The sequence below is a fragment of the Streptomyces sp. A0958 genome (genome assembly GCF_004795035.1).
In the GTDB taxonomy this organism is placed as follows: Bacteria; Actinomycetota; Actinomycetes; order Streptomycetales; family Streptomycetaceae; genus Streptomyces.
Window position 1 is genome coordinate 22,673 of the sequence record NZ_SSBK01000019.1, and the last position, 13,925, is coordinate 36,597.

The 13,925-nt window shown below is 71.6% G+C and carries 14 protein-coding genes; 5 read left to right on the top strand and 9 right to left on the bottom strand.

From position 1 onward, the window contains the following. Positions 1–32: 32 nt before the first annotated feature. The 3 genes from E6P78_RS19470 to E6P78_RS19485 all read right to left on the bottom strand — a co-directional run bounded on the left by E6P78_RS19470 (position 33) and on the right by E6P78_RS19485 (position 3,195). Complete coding sequence (locus E6P78_RS19470) at positions 33–428, bottom strand: hypothetical protein (protein ID WP_136204891.1); 396 nt, start codon at positions 426–428, stop codon at positions 33–35. A 339-nt stretch (positions 429–767) separates the two neighbouring features. Continuing rightward, the gene (locus E6P78_RS19475; RefSeq protein ID WP_136204892.1) at positions 768–1,331 is read right to left on the bottom strand and encodes a DinB family protein; all 564 of its coding nucleotides are present in this window, start codon (positions 1,329–1,331) and stop codon (positions 768–770) included. 1,141 nt (positions 1,332–2,472) lie between these two features. After that, a complete protein-coding gene (locus E6P78_RS19485; protein WP_136204893.1) occupies positions 2,473–3,195 on the bottom strand; it encodes an alpha/beta hydrolase in 723 nt (240 codons plus the stop codon). Positions 3,196–3,536: 341 nt separating this feature from the next. Between E6P78_RS19485 and E6P78_RS19490 the strand changes: the two genes are divergently transcribed. Then, complete coding sequence (locus E6P78_RS19490) at positions 3,537–4,163, top strand: PadR family transcriptional regulator (protein ID WP_136204894.1); 627 nt, start codon at positions 3,537–3,539, stop codon at positions 4,161–4,163. 127 nt (positions 4,164–4,290) lie between these two features. Here E6P78_RS19490 and E6P78_RS19495 read toward each other — a convergent pair whose 3' ends face one another. Then, positions 4,291–4,722: an SRPBCC family protein gene (locus E6P78_RS19495; protein WP_136204895.1), complete on the bottom strand. Its 432-nt coding sequence runs from the start codon at positions 4,720–4,722 to the stop codon at positions 4,291–4,293. Between the two features lie 78 nt (positions 4,723–4,800). Further along, positions 4,801–5,001: a hypothetical protein gene (locus tag E6P78_RS19500; RefSeq protein WP_136204896.1), complete on the bottom strand. Its 201-nt coding sequence runs from the start codon at positions 4,999–5,001 to the stop codon at positions 4,801–4,803. Positions 5,002–5,223: 222 nt separating this feature from the next. Between E6P78_RS19500 and E6P78_RS19505 the strand changes: the two genes are divergently transcribed. Next, complete coding sequence (locus E6P78_RS19505; RefSeq protein WP_136204897.1) at positions 5,224–6,237, top strand: EamA family transporter; 1,014 nt, start codon at positions 5,224–5,226, stop codon at positions 6,235–6,237. Between the two features lie 38 nt (positions 6,238–6,275). Here the strand turns inward: E6P78_RS19505 and E6P78_RS19510 are convergent, their stop codons facing one another. Further along, entirely contained in the window at positions 6,276–6,971 is a 696-nt protein-coding gene (locus tag E6P78_RS19510) for a pyridoxamine 5'-phosphate oxidase family protein (protein WP_136204898.1), read from the bottom strand. An 80-nt stretch (positions 6,972–7,051) separates the two neighbouring features. Here E6P78_RS19510 and E6P78_RS19520 point away from each other — a divergent pair, with 80 nt between their 5' ends. Then, positions 7,052–8,383: an aminotransferase class I/II-fold pyridoxal phosphate-dependent enzyme gene (locus tag E6P78_RS19520; protein ID WP_136204899.1), complete on the top strand. Its 1,332-nt coding sequence runs from the start codon at positions 7,052–7,054 to the stop codon at positions 8,381–8,383. Positions 8,384–8,403: 20 nt separating this feature from the next. Here E6P78_RS19520 and E6P78_RS19525 read toward each other — a convergent pair whose 3' ends face one another. Beyond that, complete coding sequence (locus E6P78_RS19525; protein WP_206307848.1) at positions 8,404–9,447, bottom strand: DMT family transporter; 1,044 nt, start codon at positions 9,445–9,447, stop codon at positions 8,404–8,406. Between the two features lie 74 nt (positions 9,448–9,521). On the opposite strand from E6P78_RS19525, the gene E6P78_RS19530 reads away from it, so the two are divergent. Next, positions 9,522–10,442 carry a LysR family transcriptional regulator gene (locus E6P78_RS19530; RefSeq protein WP_136204901.1) on the top strand — a complete coding sequence of 307 codons (921 nt, stop codon included), beginning with the start codon at positions 9,522–9,524 and terminating at the stop codon, positions 10,440–10,442. A 21-nt stretch (positions 10,443–10,463) separates the two neighbouring features. Here E6P78_RS19530 and E6P78_RS19535 read toward each other — a convergent pair whose 3' ends face one another. Continuing rightward, on the bottom strand, positions 10,464–10,931 hold the full coding sequence (locus tag E6P78_RS19535) for a pyridoxamine 5'-phosphate oxidase family protein (protein ID WP_136204902.1): 468 nt from the start codon (positions 10,929–10,931) through the stop codon (positions 10,464–10,466). 150 nt (positions 10,932–11,081) lie between these two features. Here E6P78_RS19535 and E6P78_RS19540 point away from each other — a divergent pair, with 150 nt between their 5' ends. Continuing rightward, positions 11,082–11,732 carry a cysteine hydrolase gene (locus E6P78_RS19540; RefSeq protein ID WP_136204903.1) on the top strand — a complete coding sequence of 217 codons (651 nt, stop codon included), beginning with the start codon at positions 11,082–11,084 and terminating at the stop codon, positions 11,730–11,732. 19 nt (positions 11,733–11,751) lie between these two features. Here E6P78_RS19540 and E6P78_RS19545 read toward each other — a convergent pair whose 3' ends face one another. After that, positions 11,752–13,917 (bottom strand): prolyl oligopeptidase family serine peptidase, encoded by a 2,166-nt coding sequence (locus tag E6P78_RS19545; protein ID WP_136204904.1) that lies wholly within the window; start codon positions 13,915–13,917, stop codon positions 11,752–11,754. Between the last annotated feature and the right edge of the window lie 8 nt (positions 13,918–13,925).

Here is a 13,925-nt window from a genome sequence, read left to right on the forward strand (position 1 = left end):
CCGTTCCTCGGACTCACCCTTTCGCGCCCGCGTCAGCCGGTGGCCCCGGCATGCGCGGCGGCTGCCGCCTCCAGCAGACACCAGCCGTCGATCTCCACCACCTGCCGCCCCTCCGGCTGCCACCCGCGGGCCGACGCCGCGTCGAGCAGGGCTCGGACGGCGCCGGGTTCGTGCAGGTTGAGGGAGGCACCCCGGGTGTACCCCACGTCTCCGGAGCCCAGGGGAGCCCCGCCCGGGACGTATCGGCCGGGGCCCTCGGTGAAGACGATGCGCAGTGGGCCGCCCGTGCCGGCCGGCTGTGGGTGAAGCGTGAGGGTCTCGCGGCATGACCGGCCGCCGGCCCCCACGCTGTGACTGTGACGGAGCGTCCACAGATACGCGCACCCGTCGGCAATCAGCCGACGAGGCCGCTTCCGGTTGCGAGGCATGGAACCGAGGGTACGTGGCCTGATCCACAAGCCCAGCCCTGGTCGAAGCCCGCCGAGACGGGCCCCGTTGACCCGGCCCGTTGACCCGGCCCGTTGACCCGGCCCGTTGACCCGGGCCCCGTTGACCTGTGTCAGTGATCGCTGATCGGTTGCCACTGAAGGATGATCCACGCTTGTTTGTGCCACCGCAGGTTGATCACTCGGTGTACAGGTACGCGGGGGACGTGGTGGGGCACCTGTCGATGTGTTGGAGGTGGCTGCCCTTGAGGCCTTTGAACTGGCCGGCTATGAGTCGGACTCCATGTGAGTTCCCGAAGCGCGATCGCCGGTTACGGGAAGTCATATTCGGTGCTGTCCGGCTCCGTCCTGCCAGCGGTAGAGGTCGCGCAGCAGGGAGATCTCGGCGCCGTGATGGATCAGCTCCCTGTTGACGTGCAGGACCCTGTTCTCCATGGGAAACTCCTCGGGACCCACCGTGGGCGGATTGTCCAGGTCAGCGTCCGAGAGCTCGCGGACCCCCGCGTTCCATCTCCCATACATCTCATCGAGCTGTTCCAGCGCCTCGTCAGCGGTCCCCGCGTAGGCGAATGTCTGGGAGTCGACGTCCTGGCCGCCGAAGTACCATCCGACCCGATAGCCCAGGCACGAGACGATGATGTGCGCCAGCCGCCAGGCAATCGTGGTCACCGGGGCAGGCACCGGGGCGGGGGACGCGGAGTCCATCGTCCATTCCCCCGAGCCTTCCGACATCGGTGCGGCCGACGTGCCACGTGGGCGGATGCTCCAGCAGCCGCGCACCGGCTCCCAGAAGTATTCCTCGTCAGTAAGACCGTCCAGCCGTGGCCGCAGGTTCTTACACCAGTACCAGTCCAACTGCTCCGCGAGCCGCTCGCTTCTTGTCATTGCCGCACACTACAGACCCGTCGAGCAGAGTGATCTTCGTCGGCAATCGGTCAACCCCCACTGTCACAGGTCACCCGTTGACCTGTGACAGCGATGATGAGTCGTTTGCCAGCGAAGTTGAGCCGATGGGGAAGCTGTCAGCTAGGGGACGCGGTGGGGGTACCTGTCCGTACAGCCGATCAGGCTGCATGCACTCACGGGCTTTGAGCTGGACTTCTCTGTCGACGGGGTGCGTAAACGTCGTCTCCTGCAGACTGGCTGGGACGTTCGGTTCGAGGAAGTGGAGCCGGTTCGTGAGTTCAGCTGGCGCAAGTACGGCCGGGGCTTCGCGGGCGGGTACTACTCGGTGACCGTGCGGGATCACGTTGGTTACGAATCGTGGCTGGAGAGGGACCGACTGGTCCTCCTGGACCGGGATCTCCACAGGTCACGGCTATCGCCTCGCAGCCGTTCTGGCTTCACTGGCACGACGGGGTCCGCAAGCGCCGGCACGCTCCTGACTACTTCGCCCGGCTCGCTGACGGGCGGGCCCGGGTGGTCGATGTTCGTGCCGAGGACGACATGGACGAAGAAACGCGGGATTCCTTTACCACGACCGGGCGCACGTGCGGGGCGGTGGGCTGGGAGTTCTCCTGGGTCGGACGGCCCGATCCGAGGCAGAGCATCCCGCTGGAACGTCGAGTTCCGGGCCCGAGCGCAACTGGTGATCAACAGCGACCGGCGCCAGCACCAGCCGAAAGAACCAAGCCCACCGACCTGCCGGGGCTGCCGAAGCAGCTACCGGCGACTCAGGCCCAACCCCTGGTGCTCGGACCAGTGTTTCGACGAAGCAGTCGCCCAGCGATCCGACCAGCAGGAATGCGGAGCCTGCGGTGCCTCCATAGCACACCGCAAGCCAGTCTCCACCCGCAAGTGGTGCTCGGGCACCTGCCAGCAAAAAGCGCTCCGCTGGCGGAGGGAACTCCGAGACCGCGCAGCACGGGCCGCCATCTGCGCCGAAGCACGATAGTTGTCACCTTCGGCATGGGAGGCCTGGCCGTTTGGGTCTTACGAGGCAAGCTGGGTATCACCGGTGAGGCACGGTGCTTGTCACCACGGCCACTCAGCAACCTTTCTGCCACCGTTCCGAAGGGGAACCTCGTCACCCGCCTGGAGCGATGGCTGCAACCGAGCCGTCACCCGACGGCCGCAAGAACCTCAGAACCGCCTCCACGAACATCGTCGGCTCGGCGTTGTGGATCAAGTGCCCGGCCGGAATGGTGACGACCCGCCCGCGAGGAACGCGATGGGCCAACTCAGCGATGCCCTCCTGGGGAACATGACTGCCCGGACCGCCAGCTACGGCAAGGGTCTCCGCTGTGATCTTGCTGAGGTTCTCCAACCACCCCGGATCGGGTGTGTCGACCTGCCGCCTGACGGCCAGCACCATCTCCCAGTCGAATGTCAGCTCCCCATCCGGCCTGATCGGAGTGGACTGCTCCCGGGGTCGTGGCACCGGAACATCCTCCAAGACGAGCCGGTCCACACGCTGCGGATACTCCTCGGCGAACAGATAGGCCACGACCCCACCCATCGAGTGCCCAATCAGATCTACTCGGTCAAGAGCCAGCGCATCCAGAAAACCGAGTACATCGTCCCGCATCAGCTGCAGCGAGTAGTCCCCTGGCCAATCACTCCGGCCATGACCACGAAGATCAAGGGCATAGACCCGCCAACTGCGTGCCAGGACGCGCGCCACGACATCCCAGTCCGCAGCATCCTCGCCCAGCGCATGCAGCAGGACGAGCGGCGGAGCTTCCGGCGGCCCCGAGACTTGATAGGCAAGCCGGACCCCACCCACGTCAACCGAGCGATGATCAACCATGCCCGAAAACCTAGTGGGGGACCACCGTCACGGACTTGACGTTCACCAACGGCCGAATCGACCACCCACCAGCATGGTGACAACAAGCCTGCCTCTGTGACAACTATCGTGCCTCGGCTCGCCATCGGCTCAACTTCACTGGCACAAACCCTACAGTGACCCACCTTCGATGACACGAACAGTCATCGGCTCAACTTCGGTGGCGAGCCGCCCACCTTCATTGGCGCAGGCCACCCGTGTCACGGGCGGCGGGGTTTGCCATGCAAACTGTTCCGATATATCGTTGAGGCATCGCGACAGATCAGCGATACGAAAAGATCAACGTGAGAAGGAGAACGGTCATGCGTTCACATGGATATGAGCACGGACACGAACACGGTCATGGGCGCGGACGCGGGCGCGGCCCGGGTGGGCCCGACGAGCGGCGGGGTGACTTCGAAGGGCGTCGGGCGGCGTTCGGGCCGTTCGGTCCGCCGTTCGGTGGCGGCCCCTTCGGTGGCGGGCGCGGCCGGGGTGGCGGCCGGGGGAGGGCGCGGCGCGGTGATGTGCGGGCGTCGATCCTGGCGCTGCTCAAGGACCGGCCGATGCACGGCTACGAAATGATCCAGGAGATCGGCGAGCGCAGCGGCGGCGCCTGGCGGCCCAGTCCGGGGTCGGTGTACCCGACCCTTCAGCTGCTGGAGGACGAGGGCCTGATCACCAGTGCGAGCGAGGGCGGCAAGAAGCTGTTCACGCTCACTGACACCGGTCGCACCGAGGCCGAGACGGGGCCCGAGGCGCCCTGGGAAGAGGTCGGGCGCGGTGTCGACTGGGAGGGCATGAACGAGGTCCGGCAGGCCGGGTTCGGTCTGATGGAGGCGTTCGGGCAGGTCTGGAAGACCGGCTCCGCCGATCAGCGCGAGAAGGCGCTCGCCGTCATCAACGACACCCGCAAGAAGCTGTACCTGATCCTCGCCGACGAGGACTGAGCCCCGGACCGTGGGCGGTGTGACAGTAGGCGAGAGGGAGATCCGTGGAAGGGGCCCGGCGGCCTGGCCGCCGGGCCCCTTCTCGTATCGGGTCGGTTTTCTTCTCGCGCCGGTGGGGGGCGGTCGTTCAGGCGACGACCAGGCCGTCCAGCTTGCGCAGCGACTCGTTGAGCGCGGCCGTCGCCGAGTCCCTGAGCTTGCCGGCCATCAGGGAGACCGCCGCGCCCGTGAACTCGCCGTCGATGCGGAGTGCGGTGGCGTCCCCGTCCGGGGTCAGTGCGTAGCGCATCAGCAGGTTGACGCCCATCGGGCCCTTGCCGGTGGTCGTCAGCAGCCGGCCGGTCTCCAGTTCCGATACCGTCCACGTCACCTCGGCCGGAAAGCCCATGAGCTTCATGTTCTCCTCGTAGGTCGACGCGAGTTCCAGCGCGGCCGGGGCACCCTTGGGGAAGCTGGTGTGGGTGGCGTTCCACTCCCCGTACCTGCTGAAGTCGGTCAGCTGGGCCCAGACCTTCTCGGCCGGTGCTCCGATGCGCGTCTCTGCACTGACTTCGGCCATGCGACCACCCCTTCTCTACGGGTTACGGTGTCGCGGAACGTAGTCGCAGTGGCCGGAACATTCAATACTGATGGAGTGTCAGTTCTGTGCGGCCCGCTCCGGCCCCGTCCGCCGGATCAGTGCCGCGTCGAAGCGGTCGGACGCGCGCGGATGCGGCCCGTCGTCGTGGCAGTGGAACGCGGCCCAGAACAGGTCCGCGGGCAGCGCGTCCGGGGGTGCGTGGACGCGGTAGACGTAATCGCGCCCGTCGAGCGCCGGCAGGGACACCAGCCAGCTCACCCCGGCCCCCCCTCCCCTCGCACCCGGACAACCGCTCCCGCACGGGGGACGTGCACGGCCGGGGCCCCGGTTGCTCCGCGCACCGAGGATCTACGTATCTGTACGTGTCCGTGCGTGTCTGTACGCGTCTGTACGTGTCAGGGGTGCCGACGGCATCGGAGTGTTACCCCGGTCAGGTGTCACAGGGGTGACGCTCCTGACCTCAGCTGTCATGATGTGCCGATGCACGCGTCTCAGGGGAGAAGCGCCGGCCTGGGACTCGCCCTCGCCTCGGCCTTCGCATTCGGCGGTTCCGGAGTGGCGGCCAAGCCGCTCATCGAGGCGGGGCTCGACCCGCTCCACGTGGTCTGGCTGCGCGTGGCGGGCGCCGCGCTCGTCATGCTGCCCGTGGCCTGGCGCCACCGGGAGCTGGTGCGCAGCCGGCCCGTGCTGCTGCTGGGCTTCGGGCTGCTCGCCGTCGCAGGGGTGCAGGCCTGCTACTTCGCCGCCATCTCCCGTATCCCGGTGGGCGTCGCACTGCTCGTCGAGTACCTGGCGCCCGCGCTCGTCCTCGGCTGGGTCCGCTTCGTGCAGCGGCGTCCGGTGACCAGGGCGGCGGCTCTCGGCGTCGTGCTCGCGGTCGGCGGCCTGGCCTGCGTGGTCGAGGTGTGGGCCGGGCTCAGCTTCGACGTCGTCGGCCTGCTGCTCGCGCTCGGCGCCGCCTGCTGCCAGGTCGGCTACTTCGTCCTCTCCGACCAGGGAAGCGGCGAACCGTCACCGGGCGGTGCGGAGCCTCCGCATCCGGTCGGGGTCATCGCCTACGGGCTGCTCATCGGGGCCCTCGTGCTCACCGTGGTCGCGCGCCCGTGGGGCATGGACTGGTCGGTGCTCGGCGGCGGCACGGTGATGGACGGCTCACAGGTGCCGGCCTGGCTGCTGCTGGTCTGGATCGTGCTGCTCGCCACCGTCATCGCGTACGTCACCGGTGTGATCTCCGTACGGCTGCTGTCCCCGGCGGTCGCGGGCGTCGTCGCCTGCCTGGAGGCGGTCATCGCGACCGTCCTCGCCTGGGTACTGCTCGGCGAGCACCTGGCCGCCCCGCAGCTCATCGGCGGTGCACTCGTCCTGATCGGCGCCTTCATCGCGCAGTCGGCCACCCCCCGGCCCCCGTCCGGACCCGTCGCCTCGGGGCCGGGTGGTTCGTCCGCGGGGGCCGGTGAGGACGCGTCCGGCGAGCGGGCCGCCGCCCGGCGCTAGACGGTACGCGCGGCTGGGCCGGGAGGGAGCCTCGCGGGTCAGAGGGCGTTCAGGTACGGGGGAACCTCGATCGCGGGGTCCAGATCGTCCGCCGGGACCGGCGCGGCGAAGGCGGGGGCGACGGGGACGACGCCGGACCAGTGCGGCAGGGCGAGGTCCTGGGGCTCGTCGTTCGGCCCGCCCGTGCGGATCTTGGCGGATACCTCCCGCAGGTCCAGGCGGATCACGGCCGTGGCCGCCAGCTCCTTGTCGTCGGCGGGACGCGCGTCCTTCGAGCGCCCCGGCACCACCTGGTCCACGATCGCGTCGAGGGCCACGCGCCGCTCCTCGGGGTCGGTCACCGTGTGCGCGACGCCGTGGACGACCACGGAACGGTAGTTGAGCGAGTGGTGGAAGGCGGAACGGGCCAGAACCAGGCCGTCGACGTGCGTCACCGTCAGGCACACGGGCAGCCCCGCATCGCTCCCGCCCGCCGCCCGCAGTGGTCGCGAGCCGGTCGAGCCGTGGACGTAGAGCCGTTCGCCGACCCGGCCGAAGAGGGTCGGCAGGACGACGGGCGCCCCGTCGCGCACGAAGCCGAGGTGGCAGAGGTAGGCGCCGTCGAGTATCGAGTGGACCGTTTCCCGGTCGTACGAGGCCCGCTCGCGCGACCGGGTGGGGATCGTGCGGCCGGTCGGTTCGTAGCCGGCCGCGGGGTCCGGGGACGTGGTCTGCTTGGTTGCGTCTTCCGGCATTGCGTCTTCCGGCATTGCGTCTTCCGGCATTGCGTCTTCCGGCATTGCGAACTCCATTGCACTAGTGCATAGTGTTGTTTGTGCTAGGAGAGTATCGGATCGGTGGGCGGCGTGCATCCGAAATTGCCGCCAGTGTGGAGCAGGGGGTCGGTTCCGGGGAGCTGGCGCCCGGTCAGGTCCTGCCACCCATGCGGGAGTTGGCCGGCCTGCTGGAGGTGAATCCCAACACGGTCGCGGCGGCCTACCGCATCCTGCGCGAGCGCGGGGTGATCGAGACCGCCGGGCGCCGGGGCAGCCGGGTCAGGCCGCGCCCGGCGAGCACCGCGCGCGGGTCGATGCGGGTCGAGGCGCCGCCGGGGGTGCGGGACCTGGGCGAGGGCAATCCGGACCCGGAGCTGCTGCCGCGGCTCGGCGAGGCGTTCGCCGCGGTCGCTGAGGCGTACGCGCGGGAGCCGGGCATGTACGCGCAGGCGCCCGTCGACCCGGAGTTCGCCGCGCTCGCCCGCGCCGCCATGGACGCCGACGGTGTCCCGGCCGGGCCGGTGATCGCCACCTCCGGGTCGCTCGACGCGATCGAGCGGGTGCTCGTCGCCCATCTACGGCCGGGCGACATGGTCGCGGTCGAGGACCCGGGCTGGGGCGGGCTGCTGGACCTCGTGGCCGCGCTCGGCATGCGCCCCGTCCCGATGGCGCTGGACGACGACGGGCCGCTGCCGGATGCGCTCGACGCGGCGCTGCGGGCGGGCGCGCGGGCCGTCGTCGTCACCGACCGGGCGCAGAACCCGACGGGTGCGGCGATCTCCGCGGGGCGCGCGACGGAGTTGCGGGCGGTCCTCGCCGGCTATCGGGGCGTCCTGCTCATCGAGGACGACCACGGGCACGCCATCGTGGACCTTCCCCTGTACCCCCTGGCGGGGGCGACGGACCGCTGGGCGTTCGTCCGCTCGGTGGCCAAGGCGTACGGGCCGGACCTGAGGGTCGCCGTGATGACCGGGGACGTGGTCACGGCCGACCGGGTGTCCGGGCGCCAGAGACTGGGGCCGGGCTGGGTCAGCCGGCTGTTGCAGCGGACCGTGGTGCACCTGTGGCGCACGGAGGCCGTGGACCCGCGCGAGGTGGCCCGGTCCTACGCCCGCCGCCGCGACGCGCTGGTGCGGGCGCTGGCCGACCGGGGCGTGGCGGCGTACGGGCGCAGCGGGATGAACGTGTGGGTTCCGGTGAGCGACGAGACCGGGGCGGTGGCGCGGCTGCTGCACGCCGGCTGGGCGGCGGCGCCCGGGGCGCGGTTCCGCATCTCCGCGCCCCAGGGCATCCGGCTCACCGTCTCGCCGCTCACCGACGCCGACATCGGGCCCCTGGCGGACGCGGTGGCGGTCGCGGCGGGGCCCGCGAGTCCGTTGAGCTACGGGTGAGGTGGTGGGCGACAGGCGGATCAGCGCGGGGGGACGGCAGTGGGTGCGGTGCGGTCGGCGGCCGAGGCGGCGCGCGGCCGGCTCTGGGTCAGGGCGGCGCCCGCCAGGACGACGAGCGCGCCCACGGGGGTGTTCCAGCTCAACTGCTCGCCGAGCACGGCCACTCCGGCGGCGGTGGCGATCACCGGGATGAAGTAGGTGACCATCTGCGCGGTCGTCGGCCCGACCTCGTTGACCAGCCCGTACTGGAGCAGCACCGCGACCCCCGTGCCCAGGGCGCCGAGCGCGACGACGGCGAGGGTGGGCAGCAGCGGAAAGCCGTCCGGGACAGCGGTGAACAAGGGCGTGACCAGGGCGAGTTGCGCCGTACCGAGGAAGAGCTGACTGCCGGTGAGGGCGAGAGTGGACGCACCGCTGCCCGCCAGCGTCCGGCGCACGTAGATCCAGCCGACCGGATAGCTGAGCGAAGCCAGGAGCGCCATGGCCGTCCCGTTGAAGTCCAGCCCGGAGAAGCCCTGCCAGACCCCCAGCACCGTCAGGACGCCGAGGAAGCCGAGCCCGAGACCGGCGACGCGGCGGCGGGTCGGCCGGTCCTCCGAGAGGGCGACGAGCGAAAGCGCCATGCCCCACAGGGGTGAGGTCGCGTTGCAGATGCCGGCCAGCGTCGACGGAATGCTCAGTTCGGCATAGGCGAAGAGGGAGAACGGCAGGGCGTTGAGGAAGAAGGCCGCGACCGCCAGATGGCCCCAGGTGCGGGCGGAGCGCGGCAGCCGCTCACGCTTCACCGCCATGACCACGGCCAGCACGGCGGTCCCCGACAGGAGCCGGCCGAACGTGACCTGGAACGGGGCGTACCCGCCGGTCCCGACCTTGATGAGGAGGAAGCTGAAACCCCAGATGAGTGAGAGCGCCGCGAAGCGCAGCCGCCAGTCCGGCGCCGGCCGGTGCGCGGGGCCGGTGGAGGGGGCGACCTGTGCCGGGGGCGTGGAAGAGGGTGCCCCGGCCGCAGATGCCGGCGCCGTGGACGGCTCGCTGGTGGACCGGGCTGCGGGCGGTGCGCTCATGAGGACCACGATGGCCACTCCCACCTCGTAGCACAAGTGAGAGTTTGTTCGAGGCTTCACGTAGCATCGCTTATATGTTGAACCTGGAGCGCCTGCGCACCCTGGACGCCCTGGCCAGGCTCGGTTCGGTCAGCGGTGCGGCCGAGGGGCTGCACGTCACGACGTCGGCCGTGTCGCAGCAGATGGCGAAGCTGGAGCGCGAGGTGGGGCAGCAGCTCCTCGCCAGGAACGGACGCGGGGTGCGGCTCACCGACGCGGGGCGGCTGCTCGCCGACCACGCGGCCCGCATCCTCTCGCAGGTCGAGCTGGCCCAGTCCGACATCGAGGCCCAGCGGGGCGAGGTGGTGGGGGAGATCCGGCTCGGCGCGTTCCCGACGGCGGCCCGGGGCCTCTTCCCCTCGACGCTGCTGGCCCTGCGCGCCGGACACCCCGAGCTCCGGGTGCGCACCCTGGAGCTGGAGCCCGAGGCCGGCATCCGGGCGGTGCTCAGGGGCGACATCGATCTGGCGGTGGTGCTGGACTGGAGCAACAAACGGCTCCCGGTGCCGGGCGGCCTGACCAGGGCGGAACTGTTCGACGACGCCCCGGACATCGCGATGCCGGCGGACCATCCGCTCGCCGGGCGGTCGGAAGTCGACCTGGAGGACTTCGCCGAGGACGACTGGGTGTCCTGGCCGGAGGGCGAATTCTGTTACGACTGGCTGATGTTCACCCTCCGCTCCAAGGGGATCGAGCCACGCATCGCCCACCTCGCGGGTGAGCACCACACACAACTCGCCCTGATCGCCGCCGGAATGGGCGTCTGTGTGGCGCCCAGGCTGGGGCGCGGGCCGGTGCCGGACGGGGTGCGGCTGGTGCCGGTGCGCCAGAAGATGCGGCGGCACGTCCACGCGGTGTGGCGGACGGACGCGGACCGGCGGCCGTCGATCCGGGCGGCGGTCGCGGCCCTGAGCGAGGCGGGCCGGGAGCTGGACGAACCCTGGGGGAACGGGTAGCGGCGGCAGACGGCCGCACGGTCACGCGCCGGGGAGTTTGTTGAAGTCCCAGGAGGTGACGGCGTCGGGGGTGAGGCGCAGCCAGGCGTGGCGCCCGTCGTGCGGCATCGCCTCCATGCCGAAGTACTTCGCCGCGAACAGCCGCTCGGGCGCGACGAGTTCCGGGCAGGGCTCGCCGGTGCGCGGGGCCTCGCCGACGAAGACCGCGTCGCCCGAGAGCTCGACGCCGCGCAGCTCCCCGTACTCCACACCGTCGTCGACCACCACGGCGATCCTCCGGTCCCGGCTCAGCTGCGACCACCGCAGGCTCCGGGTGATCGAGTAAAGCCAGAGCGAGGTGCCGTCCCAGCAGAACCAGAGCGCCCCGACGTGCGGGCGGCCGTCCGCGCCGACGGTGGCGACCCGGCAGGTCCGCTGCCGGGCCAGATAGGCGTCGCGCTCCTCGTCCGTCATCATGATCCGGCGGCCCCGGCGCTGGGTGACGGCCATGGATTGCCTCCTGCGGCTGATCGAGGTCGACCTGACTGGACGTCAGGAAATCATGGCCTCTCTTCCCTCGGCACGCAATGGGGGCTAACCTCGCGCGCCCCGGTCCGGCGCCGCCCCGGCCCGGCCGACCCGCCGCCGAGAGGGGCCGCCGTGCCGTCCAGGGAACAACTCGCCGCGCAGACCGACCCGGCCACCACCGCCCTGCTGACCGTCGAGTGCCAGCAGGGAGTGGTCGGCCCCGACAGCGCGCTGCCCGAACTCGCCGAGGCGGCGGTGTCGTCGGGCGCGCTGCACCAGGTGGCCCGGCTGGTCGCCGGCGCCCACGAGGCCGGTGTCCAGGTGCTGCACGCGGTCGCCGAACGCCGCCCCGACGGCCGGGGCGCCAACCGCAACGCCCGCCTCTTCCGCGCCGCCGGCCGGCTCCCCGTACAGCAGCACTCCGGCACCACGGCCGTCCGGGTCGCCGCGCCCATCGAGGTCGCCGGCGAAGACCTCGTCGTCCGGCGGCTGCACGGACTCTCTCCGATAGCGGGCACCGATGTGGACGCCCTCCTGCGCAACCTCGGCTGCCGCACCCTCGTGGTCACCGGCGTATCGGCCAACGTGGCCATCCCCAACGCGGTCTTCGACGCGGTCAACCTCGGGTACACCGTGGTGGTGCCGGCCGATGCCGTCGCCGGGGTGCCCGCCGACTACACGACCGCGATGATCCGCAACACCCTCGCGCTGGTCGCGACGGTGACCACGGCCGACGTGCTGCTCGACTGCTGGCGCACGCGGGGGGCCGGGGCGCGGAAATGAGCCCCGGGCGCCCCTCCGCTCACAGCCCCAGGGACCTGCGCAGGAAATCCAGTTCCAGCCGCAGCAGCCCGCTCGCCGTGCGGTCCTGGCCGACCAGATGGCCGGCCCCGGACAGCGGCAGCACCGTGTGCGGACGACCGGCGGCGAGGAGGGCCGCCGAGAACCGCAGCGTGTGCGCCACGGCCACGTTGTCGTCGGCGAGGCCGTGCACCAGCATGAGCGGCCGGGTCAGGGACGGGGCCTCGTCCAGCAGCGAGTTGCGCGCGTAGTTCTCCGGCAGCACGTCCGGGTGGCCGAGGAACCGCTCCTCCCAGTGGGTGTCGTAGAGCCGCCGGTCCGCCGGCGCCGCGCCCGCCACCGCCGCGTGGAAGACCTCCGGGTGCCGGAGCACGGCGGCCGCCGCCAGATAGCCGCTGAACGACCAGCCGCGCATCGCCACCCGCGTCGTGTCCAGCTCCGGGCGGGCCTCGGCCGCCGCGTGCAGCGCGTCGATCTGGTCCTCCAGGACGGCCGTCAGCCGGTCCCCGTGCACCGACTTCTCCCACGCCTCGCCCCGCCCCGGCGTCCCCCGCCCGTCCGTGACGAGCACCGCGAACCCCTGCTCCGCGAACCACTGGGCCACCGCCGTCCACCACGCCCGCACCTTCAGCACGACCTGCATGCCGTGACCGGCGTACGGGCTGAGCAGCACCGGCAGCGGACCCGCCTGCGGGCGGTACCAGGACGGCAGGTAGAGGCGGCTGCGCAGTTCCCGCCGGCCCAGGCCGAGGGCCAGCGACCGGGGGGCGACGAGCGGTTCCTCGGCCAGGACCGCGATCCGGCCCGCCTCGGCTCCGGCGCGCAGCACCGTCACCGTCTGGCCCTGCGGGGTCCGGCTGTCGAGCACCACCGTCGGGCCGCCGACCGCAGCCGTGTGCACCCCGGGTACGCCGGAGACCCGGACGGGGCCGTCGCCCCGGCCGGTGGTGTCGTACGACCAGACGTGGATCTCCGTGGGCTCCTCGCTCGCCGTGAAGTACACCCGCCCGTCCGCGGCACCGATCACCTCGCGGACCTCCAGGCCCGGTGGTGTGACGGTGCCGCCGATGTCGAGGCCCTGGGTGTCGCCGCCGGGCCGCGCCGGGACGACGAGCGCCCCGGAGGGCAGGCGCAGCGGGGTGCCGGGGCGCAGGGCGACCCAGGCGGGGTCGTGGGCGCGGTGCACCGTCCGGGTGGTGCCGGACTCCGCGTCCACCGCCAGGACATGGACGGACCGCTGGTCCCGGGTCTGTACGCCGACCAGCGGACCCCGGCCGTCCCAGTCCGCCGACACGACGTACTCGAACGCCCGGTCCGTCCACGCGGCTTCGGGATGCCCCTCGCCGGCGGCCTCGGGGAGACGGACGTCGATGCGCTCGCCGGAGACCCGCACCAGGTGCAGCGACACCTTCGCGTTGGCCGTACCGGCGGCCGGGTACGCCACCTCGCGCGGCGGGCGCCCGGGGTCGGAGGGGTCCGCGATGTACCGGCGTGCGACACCGGCCGTGTCCACGCGGGCCACCAGCAGCGCATCGCTGCCCGGCGACCACCAGTAGCCGTGCGAGCGGCCGATGGACTCCTGCGACACGTAGTCGGACAGGCCGTACGTGACGTGTTCGCCGTCCGGTCCGGCGAGCGGCCGGTCGCCGGTGCCGTCGGCCCGTACCGTACGCAGCGCGCCTCCGGACACGTACGCGATCAGGGAGCCGTCGGGCGAGGGGCGGGGGTCGACGGCCGGTCCGGCCGTGGGCAGTCGGCGGGGCGCGCCGCCGTCGGTGGGGACCAGCCACAGGGTGCCCCGGAGTGCGAAGGCCACCAGCCGCACGGACGCGTCGGTGGCGTAGGAGACCACGCCGGACGAGGTCTCGCGGGCCCGCTCCCGCCGTGCCCGTTCCTCCGGCGGTATCGCGCCGGGGGCTTCCTCCGCGAAGCCGGGCCCGAGCGGATCGGCGAGGAGCCGTTCCGTGCCGTTCTCGTACAGCCAGAGCCGGCTCACCGGATCGGCGCCCGACGTGCCCCGGACGAACAGCACCCGCTCGCCGTCGGGGGAGGCGGTGAACTGCCGGGGCACCCCCAGCGAGAAGCGCCGGGTGCGGGCGAACTGGTCGGGAAAGCGATCGGCGGCGGTGGCGCGGGGAGCGGGCCGCGCCTCGGAGGAGGGAGTCATGGCGACAC

What these genes read in the sequence shown, in the direction of transcription:
- E6P78_RS19510 (WP_136204898.1), bottom strand. Translation starts at nt 6,971, where the DNA reads ATGCCGGAAGACGCAACCAAGCAGACCACGTCCCCGGACCCCGCGGCC.
- E6P78_RS19495 (WP_136204895.1), bottom strand. Translation starts at nt 4,722, where the DNA reads ATGGCCGAAGTCAGTGCAGAGACGCGCATCGGAGCACCGGCCGAGAAG.
- E6P78_RS19530 (WP_136204901.1), top strand. Translation starts at nt 9,522, where the DNA reads ATGTTGAACCTGGAGCGCCTGCGCACCCTGGACGCCCTGGCCAGGCTC.
- E6P78_RS19525 (WP_206307848.1), bottom strand. Translation starts at nt 9,447, where the DNA reads ATGAGCGCACCGCCCGCAGCCCGGTCCACCAGCGAGCCGTCCACGGCG.
- E6P78_RS19475 (WP_136204892.1), bottom strand. Translation starts at nt 1,331, where the DNA reads ATGACAAGAAGCGAGCGGCTCGCGGAGCAGTTGGACTGGTACTGGTGT.
- E6P78_RS19490 (WP_136204894.1), top strand. Translation starts at nt 3,537, where the DNA reads ATGCGTTCACATGGATATGAGCACGGACACGAACACGGTCATGGGCGC.
- E6P78_RS19545 (WP_136204904.1), bottom strand. Translation starts at nt 13,917, where the DNA reads ATGACTCCCTCCTCCGAGGCGCGGCCCGCTCCCCGCGCCACCGCCGCC.
- E6P78_RS19470 (WP_136204891.1), bottom strand. Translation starts at nt 428, where the DNA reads ATGCCTCGCAACCGGAAGCGGCCTCGTCGGCTGATTGCCGACGGGTGC.
- E6P78_RS19505 (WP_136204897.1), top strand. Translation starts at nt 5,224, where the DNA reads ATGCACGCGTCTCAGGGGAGAAGCGCCGGCCTGGGACTCGCCCTCGCC.
- E6P78_RS19485 (WP_136204893.1), bottom strand. Translation starts at nt 3,195, where the DNA reads ATGGTTGATCATCGCTCGGTTGACGTGGGTGGGGTCCGGCTTGCCTAT.
- E6P78_RS19535 (WP_136204902.1), bottom strand. Translation starts at nt 10,931, where the DNA reads ATGGCCGTCACCCAGCGCCGGGGCCGCCGGATCATGATGACGGACGAG.